The 23,484-nt window shown below is 54.3% G+C and carries 21 protein-coding genes; 10 read left to right on the top strand and 11 right to left on the bottom strand.

The window, feature by feature from the left end; genetic code table 11:
* Positions 1 to 421 precede the first annotated feature (421 nt).
* The 3 genes from I5192_RS21600 to I5192_RS21590 all read left to right on the top strand — a co-directional run bounded on the left by I5192_RS21600 (position 422) and on the right by I5192_RS21590 (position 4,557).
* Positions 422 to 1,294 (top strand): hypothetical protein, encoded by an 873-nt coding sequence (locus I5192_RS21600; protein WP_223118540.1) that lies wholly within the window; start codon positions 422 to 424, stop codon positions 1,292 to 1,294.
* Positions 1,295 to 1,816: 522 nt separating this feature from the next.
* Positions 1,817 to 2,947 carry a DUF563 domain-containing protein gene (locus I5192_RS21595; protein ID WP_170625588.1) on the top strand — a complete coding sequence of 377 codons (1,131 nt, stop codon included), beginning with the start codon at positions 1,817 to 1,819 and terminating at the stop codon, positions 2,945 to 2,947.
* Positions 2,948 to 3,168: 221 nt separating this feature from the next.
* On the top strand, positions 3,169 to 4,557 hold the full coding sequence (locus tag I5192_RS21590; RefSeq protein ID WP_255612229.1) for a glycosyltransferase family 2 protein: 1,389 nt from the start codon (positions 3,169 to 3,171) through the stop codon (positions 4,555 to 4,557).
* Between the two features lie 119 nt (positions 4,558 to 4,676).
* Here I5192_RS21590 and I5192_RS21585 read toward each other — a convergent pair whose 3' ends face one another.
* Genes I5192_RS21585 through I5192_RS21570 form a run of 4 tightly spaced genes read right to left on the bottom strand, consistent with a single transcriptional unit; the run spans position 4,677 to position 8,886 of the window.
* Positions 4,677 to 5,459 carry a dimethylarginine dimethylaminohydrolase family protein gene (locus I5192_RS21585; RefSeq protein ID WP_223118538.1) on the bottom strand — a complete coding sequence of 261 codons (783 nt, stop codon included), beginning with the start codon at positions 5,457 to 5,459 and terminating at the stop codon, positions 4,677 to 4,679.
* A gap of 3 nt (positions 5,460 to 5,462) precedes the next feature.
* Positions 5,463 to 7,067, bottom strand: coding sequence for a 5-guanidino-2-oxopentanoate decarboxylase (locus tag I5192_RS21580; protein ID WP_223118537.1), 1,605 nt, complete (start codon positions 7,065 to 7,067; stop codon positions 5,463 to 5,465).
* Entirely contained in the window at positions 7,064 to 8,248 is a 1,185-nt protein-coding gene (locus I5192_RS21575; RefSeq protein WP_223118536.1) for a pyridoxal phosphate-dependent aminotransferase, read from the bottom strand. The genes I5192_RS21580 and I5192_RS21575 overlap by 4 nt, the downstream gene beginning before the upstream one ends.
* On the bottom strand, positions 8,245 to 8,886 hold the full coding sequence (locus tag I5192_RS21570; protein ID WP_223118535.1) for a TetR/AcrR family transcriptional regulator: 642 nt from the start codon (positions 8,884 to 8,886) through the stop codon (positions 8,245 to 8,247). The genes I5192_RS21575 and I5192_RS21570 overlap by 4 nt, the downstream gene beginning before the upstream one ends.
* A gap of 92 nt (positions 8,887 to 8,978) precedes the next feature.
* On the opposite strand from I5192_RS21570, the gene I5192_RS21565 reads away from it, so the two are divergent.
* The 4 genes from I5192_RS21565 to I5192_RS21550 are packed head-to-tail and all read left to right on the top strand — an operon-like array spanning position 8,979 to position 12,138.
* Positions 8,979 to 9,776, top strand: a complete 798-nt coding sequence (locus I5192_RS21565) for an ABC transporter ATP-binding protein (protein ID WP_223118534.1) — start codon at positions 8,979 to 8,981, stop codon at positions 9,774 to 9,776.
* Positions 9,777 to 9,817: 41 nt separating this feature from the next.
* Complete coding sequence (locus I5192_RS21560; RefSeq protein WP_170394204.1) at positions 9,818 to 10,582, top strand: transporter substrate-binding domain-containing protein; 765 nt, start codon at positions 9,818 to 9,820, stop codon at positions 10,580 to 10,582.
* A gap of 9 nt (positions 10,583 to 10,591) precedes the next feature.
* On the top strand, positions 10,592 to 11,344 hold the full coding sequence (locus I5192_RS21555; RefSeq protein WP_223118533.1) for an ABC transporter permease: 753 nt from the start codon (positions 10,592 to 10,594) through the stop codon (positions 11,342 to 11,344).
* Positions 11,341 to 12,138 carry an ABC transporter permease gene (locus I5192_RS21550; RefSeq protein ID WP_223118532.1) on the top strand — a complete coding sequence of 266 codons (798 nt, stop codon included), beginning with the start codon at positions 11,341 to 11,343 and terminating at the stop codon, positions 12,136 to 12,138. Before I5192_RS21555 ends, I5192_RS21550 begins: the two co-directional genes overlap by 4 nt.
* Before the next feature lie 185 nt (positions 12,139 to 12,323).
* On the opposite strand, the gene I5192_RS21545 is transcribed toward I5192_RS21550, so the two are convergent.
* The 5 genes from I5192_RS21545 to I5192_RS21525 form a co-directional block, all read right to left on the bottom strand.
* A complete protein-coding gene (locus I5192_RS21545) occupies positions 12,324 to 13,310 on the bottom strand; it encodes a zinc-dependent alcohol dehydrogenase family protein (RefSeq protein WP_223118531.1) in 987 nt (328 codons plus the stop codon).
* Positions 13,311 to 13,393: 83 nt separating this feature from the next.
* Positions 13,394 to 14,239, bottom strand: coding sequence for an enoyl-CoA hydratase/isomerase family protein (locus tag I5192_RS21540; protein ID WP_170394211.1), 846 nt, complete (start codon positions 14,237 to 14,239; stop codon positions 13,394 to 13,396).
* Positions 14,240 to 14,330: 91 nt separating this feature from the next.
* Positions 14,331 to 15,119: an SDR family NAD(P)-dependent oxidoreductase gene (locus tag I5192_RS21535; protein WP_223118530.1), complete on the bottom strand. Its 789-nt coding sequence runs from the start codon at positions 15,117 to 15,119 to the stop codon at positions 14,331 to 14,333.
* 12 nt (positions 15,120 to 15,131) lie between these two features.
* Positions 15,132 to 16,097: an LLM class oxidoreductase gene (locus tag I5192_RS21530; protein WP_223118529.1), complete on the bottom strand. Its 966-nt coding sequence runs from the start codon at positions 16,095 to 16,097 to the stop codon at positions 15,132 to 15,134.
* A 13-nt stretch (positions 16,098 to 16,110) separates the two neighbouring features.
* Positions 16,111 to 16,887, bottom strand: coding sequence for a CmcJ/NvfI family oxidoreductase (locus tag I5192_RS21525; RefSeq protein WP_223118528.1), 777 nt, complete (start codon positions 16,885 to 16,887; stop codon positions 16,111 to 16,113).
* 107 nt (positions 16,888 to 16,994) lie between these two features.
* Between I5192_RS21525 and I5192_RS21520 the strand changes: the two genes are divergently transcribed.
* Entirely contained in the window at positions 16,995 to 17,906 is a 912-nt protein-coding gene (locus I5192_RS21520) for a LysR family transcriptional regulator (RefSeq protein WP_170625577.1), read from the top strand.
* 287 nt (positions 17,907 to 18,193) lie between these two features.
* On the opposite strand, the gene I5192_RS21515 is transcribed toward I5192_RS21520, so the two are convergent.
* Positions 18,194 to 19,078, bottom strand: a complete 885-nt coding sequence (locus I5192_RS21515; protein ID WP_223118527.1) for a LysR family transcriptional regulator — start codon at positions 19,076 to 19,078, stop codon at positions 18,194 to 18,196.
* Positions 19,079 to 19,173: 95 nt separating this feature from the next.
* Between I5192_RS21515 and acdA the strand changes: the two genes are divergently transcribed.
* Both acdA and I5192_RS21505 read left to right on the top strand, forming a co-directional pair.
* Positions 19,174 to 20,391 carry a 3-sulfinopropanoyl-CoA desulfinase gene (gene acdA / locus I5192_RS21510; protein WP_223118526.1) on the top strand — a complete coding sequence of 406 codons (1,218 nt, stop codon included), beginning with the start codon at positions 19,174 to 19,176 and terminating at the stop codon, positions 20,389 to 20,391.
* A gap of 341 nt (positions 20,392 to 20,732) precedes the next feature.
* A complete protein-coding gene (locus I5192_RS21505; RefSeq protein WP_170394225.1) occupies positions 20,733 to 21,086 on the top strand; it encodes a hypothetical protein in 354 nt (117 codons plus the stop codon).
* Between the two features lie 566 nt (positions 21,087 to 21,652).
* On the opposite strand, the gene I5192_RS21500 is transcribed toward I5192_RS21505, so the two are convergent.
* Positions 21,653 to 23,350, bottom strand: a complete 1,698-nt coding sequence (locus I5192_RS21500; protein ID WP_223118525.1) for a hypothetical protein — start codon at positions 23,348 to 23,350, stop codon at positions 21,653 to 21,655.
* Between the last annotated feature and the right edge of the window lie 134 nt (positions 23,351 to 23,484).

The raw sequence follows: 23,484 nt of genomic DNA, 5'->3' as shown, positions 1-23,484 counted from the left end.
TAGAGTCACCGGCTTCCTCTATTGCCCAGTAAGTCTGGATTTGTGGCAACCTTGATCGGTGAATTTTCCGCCTTAAGCAAGAGCATCCTGAGGTCTTATTGGACGATCCGATTTAAGACAGTTTGGGTGATCTTGCGACCTTTGTCGGGGAGGACTGAGAAAACTGGACCAAAGTTGAGGTAACCAAACAATTACCGCTTATTGCGAGCCCCTAAAGTTTGATCGTTACCGCTCGTTCTTTTTCGCGAAACACAAAGGTGCGAGAATTCTGACTAACGGACCTGCGCTACAGACAGTTCATATTGGACGGTTGGGTCACTATCACAATTGCGCTTGTATCGGGATCATTAAACCAGTGGATCGAATACCGGAGCCATGCTAATGCGGAGCAAGCGAAAAATATAACGGGCATTGATCCAGCATGGAAATTTCTCCAGTAATTTCATCGTTTTGGCATGGATCCAGTCTGACTTTTTTCGAGCAACTCTGCCTCAAAAGCTTTGTGGATCACGGCCATAAGGTCAAGTTGTACTCTTTGAATGAAATCACGAATACGCCACCGGGCGTTGAAAATGCGGATGCACGTATTTTCTTACCTGACCACCTGAAAATATGGCGAAACGAAAAGCGAAACAGCGCTTATGCCCCGTTGTCGGATTTTTTCAGGATCAACATGCTTCGGGAATCCGACGAAATCTGGATGGATTGCGATATGTTGTGTATGCAGCCGATCCCCGACATTCCGTATATTTTCGCAAAAGAGAAACGCTATTATAACAATGCGGCTCTCCGGCTGCCGCACAGTTCTCCAACATTGCAGGGTATGCATGACTTTATGAACGGGTCTGAGATCGTGATCCCCAATGACTGGCCGTGGAAAAAAAATATTGATGTTTCCATCGGCAAGTCCAATGAAGACGGCTCTTTCTCGGTACCGTTGGAAAACCTGTCGCAGCTGCCATTTTATACGTTCGGGCCTCAGGCTATCTCTTATTTTTTGGGCAAAAACGGTGAAGTTAAACACGCCCTGCCACCCGAGTCATTCTATTCCCAAGAACCTACGGCCATGCGCTTGAATTATTTCCGGCCGCGGTTTTCCCGCATATCGCTCGATGAAAACGCGTTGGGGGTTCATCACATTGGCGGCTCAAGCATGCGCAAGAAATACAATATGGATGGTGGGTTTCCTTTGCCGCATCCCAACAGCCAGGTCGCCAAGCTATGCAAGAAACATGACATCGATCCCTCTAAGGCGATGCCACAGGATGTGCTGAAGTCTGTTGACCAAGATTAAAGTGTCTGGGCAAGTCAAAAGCGCCAGTCTGTGTCCAAGTTTCGGACGATCGCAATCAATAACACTAGGGTTCATCTGCTAACATCGTAGTGCCAAGTTGTATGGCGGACGGTTTCCCAACCGGCCATTGCATTGAGTACAACGGACAACAACTTGGCAATCAAAGTAATGGCGGTCGCTGCAGGCAAGGATGATAAACTGCGACACTGTCAACATATTCGATTGTCTTCCTACGGATAGAGCCTTTACTTTTTCTGGCGTAGAAATTTCACTACGATTACTTGCAGCGGCGCAGGTACGGCCATATCAGAATACTGGGGTGAATAAGGCCGAATGTTATGAAGCCCGAACACAGATCTTGGATTAATCTGGGGTCCAGTTTATGGGATAGGCGAATGTCAAAGAAGCTGGCTACAGATCACAAGGATATTCGCCGATCATCTATCCCGGCCTTTAACACCAGAAGACCGACTAAAAGCATGTCTTTGTCGACCCGGTCGCTCTGACCGGGTGTGAACAAAGATGTCTACGCTTAACGATAATGATCTGAACCAACCTCCTCAGCCTGATCAAGGATGGTCACGTGAACTTGTTGCACTTGAGCGGGCTATTGTGGTTCCGCCCGCAGTCTCCGATACGGTGCAGGAAGCCGGTGTTCTGACTGAAGACCGGGAATATTGCGCGCATGGGGCGCTTTGGCGGGGAAAGCGTGCCATGACCACCCAACCGGTATCGCCAACAGACCCTTTGCCGCAATTGTCGGGTCGCTGGCTTTATGCCGGGCTGTTATGGGTACACTTTGGTCATTTCCTTGCTGAAAGCACCGCACGTCTTTGGCCGCTGCCGGCAATCGCGAAGGATATTGATGGGGTCCTCTTTACCCCCAAGCGACCCGCCAATGGGGGTGAAACACGCCCTATGCAGCATAATTTTTTTGCGCTTCTGGGTATTGATCTGCCAATCAAAGTGGTGACCGAGCCAACTCAGGTAGAACATCTGCAGGTGCCCGGTCAGGGGTTTGGGCTGGGCCCGATTGTGGCGGGAACGCCTGAATATCGTGCCTTGATCCATCAAAATTTTGGCGCCGACGTTCCCCCTGATGGGCCGGAGCGGCTTTATATCTCGCGCGCGGGTCTTGGAATACGGCGGGGTGGCGTTATCGGAGAAGAGTTTCTCGAAGAGAATTTGCGCCAGAACGGTTACGAGATTTTCTATCCGGAACAACACCCGATGGAAAAGCAGATCGCGCGTTACAAAGCCGCCCGTCAGATCGTTGCACTAGACGGGTCGGCACTGCATCTTTTTGCTCTGGTAGGCCGTCCAGATCAGCAGGTTGCAATGATCCCGCGCCGCACTTCTTCGGTGCATCACAATATCTCGGCTCAGCTAGCGGCCTTTTGCGGGCAAGAGCCTTTAGTCGCCAATGCCATTCGCACTGATTGGGTATTGGCTTCGCGCGGTCGCCCCAACCGCCATTCACTTGGAGAGCTTGACATGTCCAGATTGCATAAAATGCTTGCCGATGCAGGATTTGTCTCACCTGATCTGGCCTGGGAAGAAATGTTCTGGCGGCAGCGGCGGCGAACCATCCGAAAACTGGAAAAAGCCCTTGGCGACCAGCTGGTTCCCATCCATCAAGAGCCCGCTGACTAATGCAGCTAATCCTGGATATACGCGACACAGCTCGGGATCAGGCGCACCAAGCCAATGGGGTTGCGTCTGTTTTGAGTATCGATAATGCGGATTTGCAGCAGCAACTGGTTACGTTTGCGCAGATTACACGGCGAAGACGTGCAAAGGCCGAGCCGCCCGATTTTTTGCCCGCACTCGCCAGTGCGATTGCTAATGAGCGACCGCGGTTCATGCTTTTGGCCATGCCAGGGCTAGCAGAAAACCTCACCACGGAAGTCTCTGTTGGTCGAGTCCACGAAGTTTTGGGGCAATTGGCGGCCGACATCCTGATTTTGACTGATCTTGATTCAGGATCTGATCGCGCCAGAATTTGGGCCACACAATTTGGTGCCGATGCGATAGTTAACCGGATTGAATGGCCAGATGATCTGACTGCGCAGCCTCCTGCATTCTCTACCCTGGCCTCCTCTGCAAAAGAAGAATCCACTCCAAAAGAAGTGCTGCCATTTGCCCGTCGCTTCTTGCCGCGCAATGACCTGACAAGTTTTGACGAAAGTCGACCCATGGGTGACACGGTGCCGGTGGACCTCAGGCCGCCAGAGGGTACCAGCGGCACGGTGCTGATCGGTTGCATGAAAAACGAAGGCCCTTTCCTATTGGAATGGATTGCATACCACCAATCGATCGGTGTGCATCACTTTGTTATCTATACCAATGGCTGCGAGGATGGCACGGATCTGATGCTGGATGCGCTGGCCAAAACCGGTCTGGTCACGCATGTCGACAACAACAAATGGAAGGGCAATTCCCCGCAACAGTGGGCTCTGAACCAGTCTGCAAAGCTCAAGGTGGTCAAACGTGCCGATTGGGTTATCCATATTGATGTGGATGAGTTTATCAACATCCGCTTTGGTAACGGGACACTGCCGGAACTTTATAAGCGCCTGCCCGAGGGGGTCAGCAATATTGCCATGACCTGGCGGCAATTTGGGTCGGCCGGGATAAAGACCTACGAGGACAGGCCGGTCATTGCGCAATTTGACCGATGCGCTCCGTCATATCTGCCCAAACCGCATACCGCTTGGGGCTTCAAGACCGCCACCAGGAATATTCGTGCCTATCGTAAACTAAGCTGTCACCGGCCAAATAAGCTGAAAGAAGCAAAAGCCGAACAGGTGCTATGGGTCAATGGATCGGGTCAGGATATCACGCACAAAGTGGCAAAGAATGGCTGGAGGTCCGATATCAAGACCATCGGCTATGAGCTGGTCCAGCTAAACCACTACGCACTAAGATCTGCGCAGTCTTTCTTGGTCAAGCGCCAGCGTGGACGGGCCCTGCATGTGGATCGCACTGTCGGGCGCAACTATTGGATACGGATGGATTGGAACCAGTATCAGGACGTCACTATCCAACGCAACCTGGCCAGATTGTCAGTGGCGATGGAAGCGTTGCTAGCCATTCCCCAGATTGCGCAGCTACACGAAAAAGCTGTTGCCTGGCACCAAGCTAAGATTGAGTTTTTGATGGATGAGCCCGAGTTTCGCGACCTTTATGACGAGATCACCGGCATCGAACTTGAGGATTTGCAACGGATCCGCGCCATCATAGATGCGGATATGCATAGCTGACTTGTCGTGCCGCGATGAACCGATTCTTAGAACGGCCCGGCTGTCGCAGATAGCGTGCGGCTTGATATTCATTCGCCAACTAAAAGACCGCCGATGACCAAAAGTTGGCGAATAACCCTTCAAAGTCTTAGCGAGAGACATGACATGCCGCCATCCAGCTTGGCGCAATCGGTGTTGTCAATTTCTACGATCTCAAACCCTTCACGATCCAACATGTCTGCTGTGCGCGAGAAGCCTGCGGCCATCAGCACCAGATTGTTGAAGCGGATCGCGTTGGCAGCAGCTTCTTCCCCATCAGCAACATGAAGCACTCGGTAGCCCTCAAAGCAGCCTGATGCATCAAGTCTTCGGGTAGACAGGATTGTTTCGGCATCCATCAGTGAACAATCTGTCTTAAAGTGCAATACGCCTTCCGGTGTAAACACTTCGCGCAGTTTGTGGCCCCACGCGGAGGTGATTTTAGACAGCTCGGCGACACCTTCAGCGTCAGTGCGGTCTGATCTGCCCACCAAAATTTCGCGACCGGTTACAAGAATATCTCCGCCCTCGATATGGCCGGGGCCGTTGATTTCCAGAACCGTCTCGTAGCAAGCGCGAAGATTTGGCGCCATTTCTGCCACCTCACCCATCCGCGATGGTGCGCCTGGCCGCATCAGCACAGCGCCTTGCGGCAGGCAAAGGGCCGTATCCTCGACAAACTGCGCGTCGGGGAACGCGTCGAGGGGATCAAGTTCGATTACTTCAGCCCCGGTGCTTTTCAGTGCAGCCACGTAATCCTTATGTGCCGCCATCATCCCTTCGAAATCGGGGTTTCCAATATCCTTTGCACGCAAACCGCCGGCAATGGTCGCAGCCGGGCGGCGGGTGATTGCGCGGGAGAACTCAAAGGTCGGGTCTGACATGTTTCAATCTTTCTGAGGTTCACATTTCGGAGCGATGACTTCGATCATTGCAGGCCCATCTAAAGCGACAGTTTCGCGCAACGCCTGCGCGACAGCCTGTGGTTCGGCCGGAACCTTGGTGAATGGAATGCCAAAAGACTTGGCTGATGCAGAAAAATTCGGGGGCGAAGGATCACAACCTATGACGGTCACACCCACATCCCGCATCGACGCGGCAATTTCCTGGTATCCATGATTGTTCCAGATCACGAAGGTGACCGGCAGGTTTTCATCTGCTGCGGCCATGATTTCAGGCAATGAAAACTGTGCACCTCCATCGCCGACAATGCAGATCGCCCTTGCAGTCGGATCGGCGATCGACGCGCCGATGGCAGCGGGTATCCCGTAGCCGAGCGCGCCATATCCCGTTGCAGCGTTGAACCAACCCCCGGCCCGGTCGTGGTCATAGAAAAGATTGCCGGCATAAATTGGTTGGGTAGAGTCTCCGACCATCAATGCATTCGGAACTTCTGAGCGAATGGCATTCAGGATTTCGACCTGATGGCGATAGTCCGGACCAATTTCCTCCCAGGCGGCGCGGCGTGTTTTGCTGGCGCGTTCGGCACCGTCGTCTTGCTTTGCCTCATTGGACAATGCCCCAAACAGCGCCGGTACAACCAAATTAACGTCACCTTGAATGGTTAGCGCTGCCTCATGTCGCGCCAGTTGATGGCTGCAGCGATCCACCCGGATCAGGCCTGACCTTCCTGCTATTTGCTCGGTGGCGTACATGTCATAGTCGGTTGGCCCCAATTCGGTTCCCAAAGCCAGAACGCAATCAGCGCTTTCTATCAGCTCGCGTACTGCTTTGAGGCTCGGGCTGGCAGGAACGGTCAGTGGATGTCCGTGCATCAGGCCCCGTGCGTTGACGGTTTGCACGACGGGGGCATCGAGGGTTTCAGCCAATGTCTGTAAATCGGTTTCCGCTTTTTTTGCGCCACCGCCCGCCAGAATGACAACTCGATTTGCTTGAGCCAGTTGCCTTGCCGCTTGTGAGATTAAATCTGGATTGGCCGGGGGTGCTGGATCGAGCGTCTCGACTGGTGTTTTTTGATATTTTTCTGCTGCTACATCCAACGGGACCTCTATATGCACCGGCCCTGGGCGACCGTTGGTAAGGTCGTGAAAAACACGGTCCAAGACCGGGTCCAGAGCGTTGGAGTCGGGAACTTGTTCTGACACCAACGCAACTGTTCTGGCCAGCCCCAGTTGGTCTGGCAATTCATGCAGATGTCCCAAGCCCTTGCCAAGTGAAGCGGTTTTATTGACACCAGAGACCACCAACATCGGAATTGAATCAGCGCGCGCCTGCGCCATCGGTGTCAAGGTGTTGGTCAATCCGGGGCCGGTGATCACAAAGGTCACACCCGGTTTCCCCGAAACACGCGCGTAGCCATCAGCCATGAAACCAGCACCCTGTTCATGCCTGGGCGTGATATGACGAATGCCCGAAGCCGCAAGACCGCGGTAAAGTTCTACCGTGTGAACGCCCGGAATTCCAAAGACGCAGGTCACATCTCTTTGGCGAAGCTTGGCAACCAAAGCTTCACCGATTGTCATTCCGCTCATGCAACCTCGCGTGATTTGCTGTTGGCGTGATCAATGATGCGAGAAACCGCTGTGGCAAAATCGGCGTCACTAATCGTCAGCGCGACCCGGACCCAGTCTTTCAGGCCGTCGCCAAAGGCGGACCCTGGCATGACAGCCACCCCGGCCTGTAACAGATCCCACGCATAAGCTTCACCATCAAACCCGGTGGCAGAAACGTTGATGAGGGCGAACATTCCCGCCTCTGGGCGATGAACCGTCAGATCCGTTTCTGCTTCAAGACGATCAGCCAGCAGGGTGGCGTGGCCAGAGAAGCGAGCGGCCATGCCGGGGGCAACCTCGGACCCGCCGCGGATTGCCTTTTCGGTCATGTCCGCGATGAAGGGCTGATTGCCAAAGAGCATTGTTTCGGAATACGGCAGCAGCGCTTCACAAAACGCTGCTGGTCCGACACACCAACCGCTACGAAACCCTGGGGCAGCATGTGATTTCGAGATGGATGATACACCTATGACCCGATCCGCCAGTTTCGGGTCTGCCAATGGTGAAGCAAATTCGGCCTCGTCAAAGATCAGTTCTTCATAGACCTCGTCCGAGATGATCCATAAATCGTGCGCCATGGCGAGCTGCCCGATTTCGGCAATTTCCGTGGTAGTCAGAATTGCACCTGTCGGGTTGTGTGGCGTTGTCAGAAGAATGGCGCGGCTGCGTGGAGTGATGCGTGCAGCAATATCTTCAGCTTGCATGCGAAACCCGTGCTCTGGCCGAAGCGGCACAGGCACCATATCCGCCCCGGATGCACGCACGACTCCTTCGTATGTCGCGTACATCGGATCACCAACCAAAACTTCGTCTCCGGCCTCTGCAATCCCGGACATCACTGCGAAAAGGGCGGTTTGCGTCCCGGGAAAGCACAAAAAGTTCTCGGGTCCGAAGGGCCGCCCACGAGAGGCTGAATAGCGAGCAGCAAGCGCGTCAAGCAGTCCGGCTTCACCGCGCCCGTTGGAATACCCTGTCCGTTGTGCCCGCAAGGAGGTTACGGTGGCTTCTACCAATGCGGCTGGCACGGGCACATCCGGTTCTCCAATCGTCATTTCGACGATATCCGCTCCGGCTTTGATAAGGTCACGTGCTTTCAGGTGTACACCCCATTTGGCACCACCCAACCCCGCTAAACGCTCAGTCACAGATGTTGTCTTCATGGCTGCTCCGCCTCTTTGTTTAATGGTATCCTCAGGATGGCGCTCACGGAGTCCAAGCCGATCCGCGCCAGTTGCCCTTCGGAAAACGCGTCCGGAAGCGCACCGCCTTCCAGCCAAAGGCCGTCGATTACCGCGTTGCAAGCAATGGCCAGTTGCGTTGCCTCCGTTGCAGTAACTGAACGTCCGGTTTCCAGCAATGCGGCGACGATCAGCTCCTCGAGGTGACCCCGGAAATAGTTATAGGTCTGCTGGTGAATGCGCTGCATTTTTGAATCATGTTGCACCTTGTTAAGAAAGCTGGCCCACAACGCCACGGCGCTTGGATCAACGATTGGTGGTCGTAGCGACGCGTCAACGAAGTTGGTCAACTGAGATACCGCGCTTCCCATTCCTGACGAAGCTGCTGTCTGATCGGTTAGCGTATTCATGTGGTGCTCATACGCCGCCTGAACCAACTCTTCTTTTGAAGAGAAATAATGACGGATCAACCCTTGGGTCACGTTCGCGCGGGCTGCAATCTCACGCACCGTGGCACCGCGGACGCCCATCTCGGCGATCAGGTCCAAAGTCGCCAATATCAGCGCCTCGCGCCGAAACTCAGCAGACTCACGTTTAAATTTGCGGCTGTCGTCCTGCACGTCAGTGTCATCCATGGCATGGAGTTATTATACACTTGCATAATTGCGAGATTCGAGGCTTACTGCAAGCTGAAATCAGAAGATTGTTGGATATGGACACAGCCGAAGCAGCATCACCCACACCCGAAGCCACTGCGTCCATTGAGGCGATAAAGATTGAGGACCTGCACAAATCCTTTGGTGCGCTAGAGGTCCTGAAGGGTGTTTCCCTGACTGCCAACAAGGGGGACGTTGTCGCAATCATCGGGGGGTCAGGCTCGGGCAAATCCACCATGCTACGCTGTATCAACTTCTTGGAAACGCCGAGCTCGGGAAAAATCACCATAGGCGGTGAATTGGTTGAAATGCACGCCGATGGTAACCCCGCGAACCGCCGCCAGATCGAGCGTATCCGAACGCGGCTGGCAATGGTTTTTCAGCAGTTCAATCTGTGGACGCATCGCACGCTTCTGGAGAACGTGATCGAAGTGCCGATACATGTCCTAAAGGTGCCAAAGGCAGAGGCTATCTCGCGGGCGCACGACCTGTTGAAAAGGGTAGGGCTTGGTGACAAGGCCGACACCTTTCCGGCCTATCTATCTGGCGGTCAGCAACAACGCGCCGCCATTGCCCGTGCGCTTGCCGTAGATCCTTCGGTGATGCTTTTCGATGAGCCCACATCGGCGCTGGACCCCGAGTTGGTCGGCGAAGTTTTGAACGTGATCCGTGATCTCGCTGGTGAAGGACGCACCATGCTGCTCGTCACCCATGAAATGAAATTTGCGCGCGAAGTTGCCAGCCACGTTGTCTATCTTTTCGAAGGCCGCATTGAAGAGCAGGGTCCACCTGCCGAGGTCTTCGGTAATCCAAAATCAGAGCGGTTGAGGCAGTTCCTCAGCTCGGTCGCCTGATTCAGTCAAAACAAACTAATGAACCAAAAGGGAGTAACAAAATGAACCTTAAGAAACTGCTTGCGTCCGGAGTTGCCGCCGCCATCCTTTCAGTTGGTGTCGCCAGTGCCGAAGAGGTCAAGATCGGTATCGCGGCTGAACCTTATCCACCATTCGCTTCGCTTGACAGCTCAGGCAACTGGGTTGGATGGGAGATCGATGTTATCAATGCTGTCTGTGCCGCTGCCGAACTGGACTGTGTTATAACGCCTGTAGCCTGGGATGGTATCATCCCATCGCTGACCGGGCAGCAAATCGACGCCATCATGGCCTCAATGTCGATCACCGAGGAGCGGCTGAAAACCATTGATTTCAGCGATCCTTACTACAACACACCCGCTGTAATCGTTGCGGACAAATCGATGGATATCGAAGCGACACCCGAGTCGCTGGCGGGTAAAGTTGTCGGCATCCAGGCTTCGACCATCCACCAGGCCTATGCGCAGGAATATTTCAAGGATGCTGAACTGCGGGTTTATCAGACACAGGATGAGGCCAATCAGGACCTGTTCGCAGGCCGTATTGATGCAACTCAAGCAGACAGCATCGCAATGGCCGACTTTGTAAACTCGGATGCGGGCGCCTGCTGCGAAATCAAAGGCGCCGTTGCTGATGATCCCGCTATTCTGGGACGCGGCGTTGGGGCTGGCGTGCGCAAAGGGCAAGATGACCTGCGTGAGGCGCTGAACAAAGGCATCGCCGCAATTCTTGCCGATGGCACGCACGAGAAGATCACATCGAACTATTTCTCGGCCAGCATTTACTAAGCCGCTGCCGTGAACGGACTGTTGGATTCACTTGGATTGGCGCAGAGCGCAGAGCTTTTGTCGCTCTCGCCGCCGGGATGGGGGGCCAATCTGCTGCGCGGATTGTCCCACTCATTGCAGATCGCTTTCGGCGCTTATGCCCTCGGTCTCGTGATCGGATTGTTCGGAGCTTATGGCAAACTCTATGGCGGGAAGGTCACGCGCGATCTTCTCGCCATCTACACGACGGTGATCCGGGCTGTGCCCGAGCTGGTCCTGATCCTGATCCTGTATTACGTGGGATCTGACATCATAAACAAAATCTCCGCCGCAATGGGCGGGGGTCGGGTTGAGGTCAGTGGTGTTGGCGCAGGCATATGGGTGCTGGGTGTGGTCCAGGGCGCTTACGCGACCGAGATTTTGCGCGGCGCTATTCAGGCGGTTCCGCCCGGTCAGATCGAAGCGGCCAAGTCCTACGGTATGCCCGCCTTAATGACCATGCGCCGCGTGACAATCCCGGCCATGATGAGCTTCGCCGTGCCAGGTCTTGCCAACCTGTGGTTGATTGCAACCAAAGATACCGCGTTGCTCGCTGTTGTGGGATTTAATGAACTGACACTGGAAACCCGCCAGGCTGCAAGCAGCACACGCGCCTATTTTACTTTCTTTCTGGCAGCGGGTTTTCTTTATCTCATGGTAACGCTGTGTTCGGGCGGCATCTTCGCTCGGATTGAGAAATGGGCGCGTCGCGGCCAACCCTCCCTTAAAGGAGGGGGCAGATGATTGATTTCAGATCGTTGATGCAACCACATCGCATTGTGATGATGCTGATATTCGCTGGAATCGTTGTCTGGTGCGCCGTCTCTCTTCAGTGGGACTGGATCCCGAATTATGCGCCGCTCGCCCTTCAGGGCATTTGGACGACAATCTGGCTGTTGGTGGTCACCGTAGTTTTGGGTTTCCTACTCGCCGTTCCTCTTGGATTGGCACAGGCGGTAGGGCCTTGGTATCTTGCCGCCCCGGCCAAGGCATTTTGCACTATCATCCGCGGCACACCGCTGCTGCTGCAACTCTGGTTATTGTATTATGGGCTTGGGTCTTTGTTTCCGCAGTTCCCCTGGATACGCTCTTCCGAGTTGTGGCCCTATTTGCGGCAGGCCTGGCCTTATGCAGTGCTGGCGCTGACGTTGTCCTATGCCGGCTACGAAGGAGAGGTGATGCGCGGTGCCTTCAAAGGGGTCGCCAAGGGTCAGCTTGAGGCAGCCAAGGCATTTGGCATGCCACGTTTCACCATGTTTCGCCGTATCTGGTTGCCGCAAGCTATCCGCAACGTCCTGCCGACATTGGGCGGTGAAACCATATTGCAACTCAAAGCAACTCCATTGGTTGCGACCATCACTGTCGTCGACATTTACGCAGTGTCTTCACGTGTGCGCTCCGACACTTTCATTATTTACGAGCCACTCATCCTTTTGGCCGTTTTTTATATTTTCGTTGCGGGCGTGATTGCATTTGGCTTCCACTGGCTGGAAGTAAAGGTTCTTGGGACTGGAAACCGCAATGGCGGTATCAGTTAGTATTGCCAGCAGCGGATGGGGATCCATGTGCTGAAAGTCGGCTCCGACAAATGCTTCGAGCTCAAAGCACTCTGTGCTGCAACTTGCGTTCAGGTTAGCTGAGTTCTGATGGCTGACATCAATATCGGGCCATACTGGAATGGTGCGCAATTATATCTCTGCGCACCAATCCCGGCCGGTTCCGTTCACAGCTCTACAACAACTTTTCCGACCGCCGCTCCGTTTGTCAGGTGCTCATAGGCTGCATCGACATTGGTCCACCCAAACCTCTGTTCGTCAACAATTGGTTTGAGTTGGCCCGCGTCCGCCATTTCCGCCAGAGTTTTCAGGATGTCACCATGGGATTGACGCCCGACATCATGCATCATCGGGATCAGCATGAAGACGACGTGCAGAGACAGACCTTTGAAATGCACAGGTGTCAGATCAATCTCGACCATCGCGACGGTTGAGGCGACTTGGCCATTGAGCTTGGCCGCTTCGAACGAGTTCGTCATGTTAGGCCCACCCACGCTATCAAACACCACATCGAAGCCCACGCCATCAGTGTGTTCGGCCACGTAGTCCTCGACCTTTTGGGTTGTGAAATCCAACGGGCGCGCACCGAGACCCTCGATGAGGGCTAACTGATCCGCTCCGCGACCTGTTGCCGACACGGTTGCGCCAAGGTGGCGCGCAACTTGAACGGCAACATGACCAACGCCACCGGCACCGCCTTGAACCAGAACGGTCTGCCCTTCGCCGACACCGGCGCGCGTCAATCCTTCGTAGGCGGTGATGCCTACGAGAGGCAGCGCCGCGGCTTCTCGCATGCTCAGCGTCTTGGGTTTGTGTGCAATCAGGCGGGCATCCGCATTGATGTACTCGGCTAGCGAACCAGGGAGGTCCATCATACCACCGGCGCAGCCATACACCTCATCGCCTATGGAAAAACCTGTAACACCTTCGCCAACGGCTGTGATTGTGCCAGCAAAATCCATGCCAAGGACCGCGGGCAAATTGGGGGACAGAGGTAGATCCGCGCCCATGCTTCGGATCATTGTATCGACGGTATTGACGCTGGTCGCGGCCACTTTGACGACTACATGCCCAGACGTTGCGACCGGTTCGGGCATTTCTACAAGCTCGAACGGAGCATCGGGTCCGTAGTCGTTCAGAACCATTGCTTTCATTGGGATATTCCTTTTTTTGACGAAGTGTCAGGCGCGGCTTTGAACAGCGCACGCCTGACGTGATCATTGTGTTGGAGGACGGATCAGTTGATATCCTGAACCTGCATAACCAGATCGCCCCACTTGCGCTGGTTTTCGATGTCGTGTTCCAGACCCTGTTCATCCGCGATGGTGAACCGTTTGACCGCCGGGGTTTTGCTTGTGGCCTGATACAGCCAATAGGCTTCGGCCTTCAGCGCTTCATCAATTGGTTTGTCAATGGATTCATAGACCATCTGCTTGCAGGCATTGATCGACTCTGCCGGGAATTTTGCGATCCGCTCGGCGAGCGCTGTCACATACGGGCCAATCTCATCTGGCTCCAAAGCCTTGTTTATGGTGCCCAGACGTTCTGCATCATCCGCATCGTAGTCTTGTGCGCTCAGGATGATCTCAAGCGCTTTTCCAAGGCCGGTTTGACGTGCCATGCGCGAAGCACCGCCGCCGCAAGGCAGGATGCCCATTCCAACTTCCATCTGCATGAACTTGTACTTACCCCGCGCCGCAAATCGCATGTCGAGCGCCAACGCCAACTCGTGTCCGCCACCACGTGCGAACCCTTCCAGCTTTGCGATGGTGGCTTGTGGCACCTTGCTGATCCGCTCGCAGACCGATTGAAGGTCCAAAAGCTGTGCGTCCTCGCGGGATACGGCCTCAGTCGACATATCCTTGAGCAGCTCGGTATCGTAGTGGCAGACCCAGATTTCCGGGTTGGCGGATTGAAAGATCACGACCTTGGTTTCGCGGTCTCGCTCTAGCCGCATGGCCAGACTGTTGAGGTCGGCCAGCATTTCCTGGCCTTGCACGTTTACGGTGCCAAAGTTGAATGTGACTGTTGCGATGCCGTTTTCAACAGCAACGTCAAAGGTTTGAAAGTTCTCATATTTCATCAGACAGTCCTTTCTTGGGCCTCGACGCGGCACGCGCGAGGGGTAAGGGAGGTTAAAGTTGGAAGCGCGTCTGGATTTAGTGCAGCGCGGGTCAGTTGGTCTGGTTAATCAAACCTCTGATCGAGTTCATGACGTCGGCAACATGTGCTTTGTCTAGTGCTGCGGCATGTGGATTCGCGAAGGCACCGCTGTCATTGTCAAAATAGGCACCTGACGCATCAGCGAACCGATCACCCAATGCTGCGTCAATCAGGATATCAGCGCCGATGTTCATATCGTTCCCGGCTAGGCCGAATCCTTCTTTCACCATCTTTGAGGCCAACAGCGATCCCGGATTTACCGCGACCATGACGGGTGCATCGGGCAGAGATTTGGCCCATTCCCGGGTCCAGATGGTGATCGCCAGCTTGCTTTGCGCATAAGCCTCCATATCAGCCAGCGGAACACTGCCCTCCAGTGCATTTATATTCACCGGGGCCTGCGCTGCCGATGACAGGTTCACGACGCGCCCGTCGGCGGGAATGATGGGCATCAGCAATTCTGTGAGCAAATAGGGTGCGAGTGTGTTGACGACAAAGCGGATGTCCTGCCCATTCGCAAGCACAGTTTGCGGAGCTTTCAGCACACCTGCATTGTTGATTAACACGTCCAGTTTGTCATGTTTGGCCTTTACGCTTTCAGCCAGTTCTCGCACTGCGGACAGATCGCTCAAATCAGCGGTATAAGTTTCGACATAGCCGCCGACGTCGGTGGCAGCGCTGTCCAATTTGGAGGTACTGCGTCCATGCAGAAGTACTTTGTGTCCATCGGCGGCCAGCTTCTTTGCCGTGAGCAAACCAATGCCGTCGGTTGAACCTGTAATGAGTATAGTCTTGGTCATTGATCTGATCCTTTAGGAAAAGTCGGGCAGTACGGTATCTGCCAAGTGTTCGAGGGTCGTATCGATGGGCGCTTGATTGAACCGTAGGTTCAGTGCAACGTGATTGACCCCAAGCGTTTCTATTTCACGTAGATAGCTACGCAGGAAATCGGTGCCAGACTGAAACCCAAGATGGATCGGGCGCGGTGGTGCGGCGTGATCGGCAACGACATCGATATACAGGGATTGCATGACAGGCTTGTCTGGCTGGCCCGCTTCCTTCCCGCGCCTCCGATAGTCCGCAATAACCTGCCTTTGAGCAGTCGCATTGCGCGGATAGGTCATCCAACCATCGCCGTTCTGCGCCACCCAATCGGGGGATTGCTGGCTACCACCCGTAATAATCATCGGCAGGCGGGTCCCATGCGGCTTTGGCAGCAGGTCAATCCCGCCAGACAGCGTACCCTGCGCACTTTCACGCTCGGGATAGTCCAATCCAACGGCGCGGATGTAGTCAAAGCTGTCGCGGAAACGTGCCCCGCGGTCATCATAGCTCTGGTTCATAGCCGGATACTCCTCAGGCCGGTCCCCGGAGGCTACACCCAAGAGCAACCGTCCGCCCGAGAGCACATCCGCGCTCGCCGCCGCCTTGGCTACATGAGCGGGGTGACGCAATGGCAGGATCACGCTCGCCGTTCCAAGGGCAATTCGGTCCGTCACCGCAGCAAGCGCACCCAGATAGACAAATGGATCGAAAATCTGTCCTGCATCACCAAAGCTTGGAACGTTAAATGGCACGTCGCGCAGCCAAAGTGATGCAAACCCGAGGTTCTCCGCTTTCCGAGCCGCTTCCAGATGATCCCGAAGCGTCGGCTCTGCACCGACTGCATATGCTTCGAGCGGCAACACAAGGCCAACGCTTAGCCGTCCCGGTCGAAATACCCGGTTATAGGCCACGTTGATTTGGGCAAAATCAGCAGGCTGCATTTTATCCAACATGTCCGGCTCTCCTTTAATAGCGCACCAAGGTGCGGCTCTCGATGCTTTTGCGAATGGTGTTGACGTTTGAATCTTCGACCATATCAAGCGCACTATGCGCGATCGACGGAGCACCTCGATTGTCATAGATGTTGAAGATCGCGACCTCATCCGGCGTCATCTTCGACTGATAAATCCACTCATGCCTGGGGTTTCCTACCAGCCCCATTATTTGCCCATTGCGGTCGGGATAGATCAGGTCCAGCAAAATCCAATCAGACGGTTCAACTGATGACGGGCGAACAAAGCCCAGGGGTGCTGAGTTGATAGGATGATCCACAGGGCGCCACACATTAACAAAAGCATAGTGACCGCGCGCCCACTCGGCTGCGGCCTCGGCACCCAAAAGATCGACAAGCCGCTGTTCGGCTCCGTCCTTGCTATAGTCACTGTGGACGTTGCGCGCGGGTTTGCGCGTCGCTCCTGGGTCATCCATCCGAATCGTGTGATCAAAAACCACAACCTCGCGCGCACCTAACTTGTTCGAGAGCATTGCCGTTAGTTCCGCATCGTATGTCGGTTTCCAGACCTCGCCGGTAAAATCTTGTACCTGCGTTTCCAGCAGCGCGAACTCAACAGCATCAGACGCAAATGTAACTGTGTTGCTCGTGGTGCGGGCATCTGTCAATGCAACAGCCGTGCTGGCCAGTTCGGGCGAAATCAAATTACCAGCAATCCCGCCTGCATCTAATTCAAAGGCTTGCCGCCAGGGCTTGTGAACGTGGTAGTTGACTGTGGCTGTTCGCGTCATCTGCGTCTCCTTCCCATGCCGAGTTGCATCCATGAAGGGGATTTAACGCTAATCTATTTGCGTATAAACTGCCCATTCATGGATTGATAATTCGGGTTTGCGATATAATGGGGCTTGATACAGACGCGCTGAGATTGTTTGTAGCGGCGGCAGAAAGGCTGAACATCAGTGCGGCGGGGCGCGCTTTGGGCATGGCTCCAGCTGTCTCGAGCGCAAAGCTTGCCAAGTTGGAGCAAAGCCTGGGTTCCGAACTGTTACATCGCACAACGCGCAAGGTGTCGCTGTCTGTTGAAGGTGCCGATTTCCTGCCCTTCGCCCGAGAGATTATTGCGCAGGAAGAGGCAGCACTTACGGCGTTGGGCAAACAAACAGCGACCATCCGCGGTACATTGCGCTTCGCTGCGCCCAGCACCTTTGCTCAGCTCTACATTGCTCCAATCCTGCCGAAATTTCTTCAACAGCACCCCGATCTGACGCTCGATTTGCGCCTGTCGGATATGCAGTTCGATCTTATCGAGGGGAGTTACGATCTTGCACTAAGAAATGCGCCGCTTGTCGACACCAGTCTGAAAGGCCGAAAATTGGCTGATGACCGACGCATACTGTGCGCCGCGCCGCACTATCTTGACACATACGGCACACCCAAAACACCTGCCGATCTGAAAAGCCACCACCTGATCGCTTTCCAAAATCGCCACTTGCGCACGCTAACGGGAAAGGCAGGTGAGAAAGCCACATTTGATCCAGCGATGGCCAAGGGTCAATTGATCATCGACGACGGCCAAAGCCAGGTCTGCGCCACTCTGGCCGGCGCCGGAATATCCCTGAACGCACTGTGGAGCGTGTATGATCACCTGAAATCGGGCCGGTTGATGCAAATTCTGCCAGATTTTGAGGCTACGGAAGACAATGTACTATGGCTTATCTATCCCAAGTCCAACGTATTATCCCCCAAAGTTCGGGTATTCATGGATTTTCTGATCGCAGAGATTGGCTCAAATCCACCTTGGGAAACATGATCCCAATATTGGTCAAGCGCGCCTTAAGACATCACGGCGCCAGTTTGGAGAAATGCACGAGGCGGACACGCCTATTACAATTGCAATAGCCTGATCTGTTCCGCGATTTATGAGTTCCCGTGAACGCGGCCATCGCTCCCGTAGCGAGTGGCTAGTTAGACAGGCTGCATCGCAGCATCTAAACGGTTTATCCAAGGCCGGTTCCGGTCGTTCTTGCGTGAACCCAAAAGAGGGTTTCAAGACCTTAGTCGATCCAGCCGAAGCCGCGAGTGCAGGAAAGGTGTTTCTTATTCGCCCGCAGCGACGGCCTCGCCTGTCGAGAATAGCGCGGCAAGCATCGCCTCACTTCCAGCCAGCGCGCCCTTGCGCACGGTCGCAAGAACAAGTTTCCGAGCCGACGATTGTGGGAGACAAATACTTTTGACGTCGTCAGACCGGTACCGCAAAACATCGGGGACAGGCAGAAGCGTAAATCCCAGGCCTGCCGAAACACATTCCATAATCGCTTCAAGGTTATCAAGGACAATGGTTTCGGAACCCTTCGGTCTTTTGTGCTTAAGCATCTCTCCAGCAATGAGTTTTCCAATCCCGGTGTCGGGCATAAAATGAAAGAAGGGCTGCGCATTCAATAAACCCGCGAGGCCATCTTTCAGCAATTTCTTATGGGCTGCAAAGGCAAAGGGTTCCTCTCGAAGCACCTTGTCCGCAAGCGTGTCAGGAACACCTTCTGCATCTGTAAGAAGGGCGGCATCAAGCTGACCGCTTACAACCTTTTCTTGTAGAACCTTGGACAGGCCGGTTTCGAATGAGAAGGTCGCTTGCGGTGCTTGACGTTTTGCGTTGTTCAGGAAGTTCGGCAGCAAGCGAACGGCAGCAGTTGTGACAAATCCTATTCGGAAATGCCCGACAAGCGTGTTCGTCGGGCGACAGATTTTGAGAAGGCTGTCTTCGTGCTGCAGGAGCGGGATCGATGCCTCGACGACGCTCCGGCCGATTGGCGTAAGTCGCGGTGGTCGTACGGTGCGGTCAAAGAGGTCAACGCCAAGCTCCGCCTCAAGCGCCTTCATCTGCATTGAAAGTGCAGACAATGTCATGTTTTGCTGCTCGGCCGCTTTCGCAAAGGAGCCGACATTCGAGACCCGTATGAGGGTTCTGAGAGAACGTGTCTGCATAAGTTAAGGTATATTGGATTAGATATCCAATTTTATTCGATTGTGTTGTATTACTGCAAGCGTATTCTGTTAAGAAACAGAGACGAGGGACACGCATGCCGCATCCGCTTGTGAACGTTGCGAAAGAACTGGCCCCAGAATTTGAGAAACGTGCCGCAGATTGGGACAGATCGCGCAGGTATTGCTGGCAGAATGTTGGCGAATTGGCCGATGCTGGCATCATGGGTATGACCATTGCAAAGAAATATGGTGGGCAGGGCGCGAGTTTTTTGGACGTCACCATGGTGGTCGAAGAGATCGCAAAAGCCTGCACCCTGACCGCCCGCATCGTTGTCGAGGGCAACATGGGTGGCATCAGTGCGGTCATGGGGTACGGCAATGACGAGCAGAAGGCTTTTTGTGCTCAGCATGTCCTGGCAGGAGATAAGCCTGCGATCTGCATAACCGAACCTGACTCGGGAAGTGCCGCGACCGATATGCAGACTACCGCGCGGAAACAGGGTCGCACATACATCCTCAACGGGTCCAAGCATTGGATCACTGGTGGAGGGGTCTCGAAGCTGTACCTGATCTTTGCCCGCGTGCTCGATGAGGCAGGCGCCGATCAGGGGATTGGCGGTTTCATTCTGTTTGCCGATCCGATGTCAGGAGATACGCCCAAGGGGTTCACCGTGGTGGGTCGCGAATACACGATGGGCCTTTGCGGTATGCCCGAAGCAGAATTGCGGTTCGAAAATGTCGAGATCAACGAGAAATGGCTGGTCAAACCGCCTTCAGGATTGAAGCGTGGCTTTGCCGACCTGATGAACGCTTACAATTCGCAACGCGTCGGTGCGGGAGCAGTTGCTATGGGTGTTGCGGCAGGGGCACTTGAACATGCAAAACGCTACCTCGTTCAACGTGAACAGTTCGGGCGCCCGCTTGCAGAATTCCAGGGGCTTCAATGGATGCTGGCCGATATGGACACGAAAGTTCATGCAGCTAGGCTGCTGCTCCATGAAGCGGCACGATCGCGTGGCCCAAACGGCAGTCAGTATCCCGATATGACCATGGCCGCCCGCGCCAAGCTTTTTGCGTCCGAGATGGCTATTAAGGTGGTCAGCGATGCGCTGCAGATGTTCGGCGCGCGCGGCTACAGCGATCGTGAACCTCTGGAGCGGATGTATCGCGATGTGCGCATGTTCACTATCGGCGGCGGGACCGCACAGATTCTCCGGACCCAAATCGCCGGAAATATTCTAGGCATTAAAACACCACAGACGCGGGACGGATATTCGCGCCTTGCCGACATGGAGCGTTACGCGGCTGAATAGAAGACCCTATAAAAATTGAAAAAGGACTTTCGGGCCGCCGACTTTCTTGTGCCGCAGCCCTACGCGTCTGCGTGCCGTCACGCCTTCGGCATGCTGGGCCGACGGTTTTTTCGCGTTAATCTAGTTGCCTAGTTAGCCAACTTAGCTGCGCAAGAAAGGCGCTGTATTCATGCGCCAGAGAAGTTTGCGACCGAGCCAGCGAAACAAATGCAATTTTACGCTGCGTAAAATGGCGGGGCTATTTTTCGACAATCGTAAACTTCCTAAATGAGATCTGCCTAGGCAGGCAAGTTTAGCGCGTACGCCAAGCAATTACTTCGATTCCCGAAAGGAAAGCTGCGATGAAAAAGTTCATTTTTGTTGCTCTCATCAGTCTTACCGCATGCACTCAGTACCCGATGCAGAAGCCACTGATGGTTGACGGAACCAGGAATGCGACCTTCTACACAGATGAGGCTGAATGCCGATTGATGGCCGCGAGTTTCAATCCTGGGCAGCGTAAAATGGATGCTACGTTCGGCGCTATTGATGGCGCGGTTACTGGTTGGGTTGTTGGCGAGAAGGAAGATGTCATCGGAGGTGCGATCGCAGGTGGCATAGTCGGATCTGTGCGCGGCCAGTACAATGACGAAATGGCGCGGCGTCATGTGCTTGTGAACTGCATGCAGGTGCGTGGTCACGGTGTGGTGGGCTAGTAATGGCTGCAGATTACTCAGTGGTTTATCGAACGGGGCCTTGGCCGTGACTCAGAAAAGGGTCCGAACAGAATTCGTAATTTGGGGTAAATTCTGACCAGAGAAGGAGTGCTCTAATGCCGAATAAACGTTTCAGTTGTAACAGTTAAAGAAACCGGCCTGATTGGGTGGGTGAACAGTGTCGCGCAGATCTTCCAAAGACGCGTTTCGATTGCCTTGCATGTTGGCGCATCGAATTGACATATCCCACCCAGAAGCGCGCTTCTTTCAGGCTACAGGTGATCAACTTCCGCATGTTTAGCACCGATGAGCAAAGTGTTTTGCAATGCCGAAACTACGTAAAAGGCCGTCCCAAAAAAAACGCCAACTCTGACAAACCATTCCAGACATGGACTGGCAAAGACCGTTGGCCCGCTTGCGTGAAAGCTAGAAAATCGAACGACGATCTGATGATATAAAGTCAGCCATCTGACGTGGTTTACTTATTGCTGCGTACAAGGGTGGTGCGATTCCAGATAACTGTGAAACCCACCGATGAATAGGTGTGCGGAAACTGGATAAGCCGGTCAAGAATCTGACAAACCAGCCTTCTGGAGGCTGGCCAACAGGTTCTCCTTAAAAGTGGCGTCAAGTTGCCAAATGGCAAGTATATCCGATGCAACAGATGAAAAATCTGGGCGTAGAACCAACAAGCTGCGTAGACCCGCCTGGGCCTGTTCCCCATTTCCCAGTTTGCTGTGTAGCGCGGCCTGCCATAGATGGGTCCAGAAGAAACCTGGCATATCGATTTGTTCCAATTGTGCCAGCGCCGCTTCATAGTCGCCCCGGTCGAACTCGTAAAAAACCCGCGGAAACAGATACCACTGAGGATGCACAGGGTTCAGAGCGATTGCCCGGTCTACAATAGCAAGTCCTTTGTCCCATTCGCCACTGAACGCCAGACGCATCCCGTAATGGGCCAGAATGTCGGTGTCATTCGGATTCAGGTCAATCGCCCGTTGCCCGGCCTCTCGGAACCCGGCAAAATCACCGAGCACGAACCGCATATTGGCCATCATCAGATGTCCCGCCGCCAGATTTGGGTCGATCTCGACCGCCCGGCGTGCTGCGGCATCGGCTGCGGCCAGAATCTGTTCGCGATTTCCGCCCAGCCCAAAACGTATCTGTTGCAGATACAGGTTCGACAGCACCGCCCAGGCCTCGGCATAATCCGGAGCCTTCTCAAGCGCGTTCAGGATGCAGGATTTGATTTCGGCATGGCGATCCAGATTGATGGTTACCTGATAGCTGTAATAACCAAGCACACAGTCATAAGCATCGCGATTGTTGGGTGGAATTCTATCGGCATCTCGCATCGCGCCAAGCGTCAGTAGCCCGTATTTCCCGGCCAGTTTACCCATTACATCTCGGATAATGCTGTCCTGTACCGCATAAATTTCCTCGGAGGTATTGCTGACCTCATAGCTTTGCGACCAGATATATCTTCGGTCTTTCAGATCAATGAGGCGTGCGGACAGGCGCAAGGTGTCGCCCCTGTCCATCACATTGCCTTCCAGCGCGAAATCGGCGTTGAATTCTGTACGCAAGCTCGTCGTATCAATCTCAGTTTCACCAGAATGCAGTGTGCTGCCAAGGGGCAAGACCCAGATGTCCCGGAACCGGATCAACTCGGTCGTCAACTGCCGGGTAAGACCATCGGCGAGGTACTCGGGGCCCTCTCCCAGAGTTTCAAAGGGCAGTACAGCCACGACGGGCCCTTTGGGCAAGCTGTGATTTGCCTGTTCCTCAGGCGTCCCTGAACGGGTCAATCCCCAGATTAGCCCAAACAATGCCAGGCCAACGGCGACAGCCAGTCCAATCCCAGCGCGTCGTCGTCCGCTGAACCCGGCATTTGGCCGGGCATCAGCAGGTGCCTGATCAGGGCTGGGCAGTGAAGATTTTTCGAACCGCGGCGCGTATCCTCCTTTGGGCATGGTGAGACGTATCGGATCGCCCCGACCGGGCCCGGCATAGTAGGTGTCAATCTCCTGCCTTAGTCGCCGCGCCTCAAGTCGGACAATCGGATCGACCTGCTGGTCGAAGCTTTCGTCGCGGTCAAAGACCGACATGGCAATCGACACGCCTTTGATCTGATCTGAACGACCGGCCAGATATTCCTCGATGATATAGTTCAGAAATGCGCGGCGTTTGGGGCTGGCGGTGAAATCCGGATGATCCAGGATACGTTGCATCTGTACCCGAATTTCGCGCTCGGTAGTATCCACTTCAATATCCCTCTGCCTCGGGAAAACCAAGGAAAACCATTATGTTGGCCTCGTTGATACATGTGTTTTTCGACAGGTGGCAACATGTTTGCACTTCTCGGGAAAAATTCTGCGGATAAGAGGGCCGCACTGCT

This window comes from Ruegeria sp. SCSIO 43209 (assembly GCF_019904295.1).
Taxonomy (GTDB): domain Bacteria; phylum Pseudomonadota; class Alphaproteobacteria; order Rhodobacterales; family Rhodobacteraceae; genus Ruegeria.
The sequence above is the reverse complement of the archived record's forward strand: the minus strand, read 5'-3'. Positions and strand labels throughout refer to the sequence as shown.